General features: G+C 59.8%; 1 protein-coding gene. It reads left to right on the top strand.

Translation table 11 applies throughout. The features are described from left to right. A partial coding sequence (locus tag NS334_RS18020; protein ID WP_241492024.1) for a DUF6088 family protein occupies positions 1 to 530 on the top strand: 530 nt, incomplete at its 5' end. Positions 531 to 654: the final 124 nt, after the last annotated feature.

Genomic DNA, 654 nt, shown 5'->3' with positions numbered 1-654 from the left:
ATCTGGGCCTGACTGACGCCGTCCCGGCCAAAATCGTGGTGCATACCGACGCCCGTCGCCGCGCGATCCGGCTGGGTAACGTAACGATCAGTTTTCGTCCGACCGCGGCCAGCAAGCTGTTCTGGGCCGGACGACCGGCGATGCGCCTCGTCCAGGCGCTTCACTGGCTGCGCGATCTCTTGGTTCGTGAAGGCGAGAGCGATCAGGTTAAACGCAAGCTCGCCAAGCTTTTCGAGGATCCCACAACGGGGCCGTCGCTTAGAGCCGATCTCACTGCCGGTATGTCAGCTCTTCCGACATGGATGCGGGTGTTTCTTAAGCCGCTCATCGAAGCGGATGCTGCCGTTGGTCGTCGGCACATCGACGATGATCGTGATGATGCTGATCATGTTGGCGCAGATCATGATCGACAAAGAAGGAGTGAAAACGATCAGAGTCACGCTGTCGTCGTACCTCCGAAGCCGAAACCGCTCTCCACCCAGAAGAAACCAATCGCCAATCGCGGCGCAACCCGGAGGGCGAAGGCATGAACCCGGCTTTCGATGAGGTTCTCGCGGCCGGGTCGGACACGATGTTGAGCGCCTTCGATACGACCGCGCTACGCCTTGGCACGGCATCTCAGAATATCGAGAAGGACTTCTGGGTCTGCTGGAC

The organism is Sphingomonas endophytica, from assembly GCF_001476895.1.
Taxonomy (GTDB): domain Bacteria; phylum Pseudomonadota; class Alphaproteobacteria; order Sphingomonadales; family Sphingomonadaceae; genus Sphingomonas; species Sphingomonas endophytica_A.
This window is presented reverse-complemented; position numbering and strand designations above follow the sequence as displayed.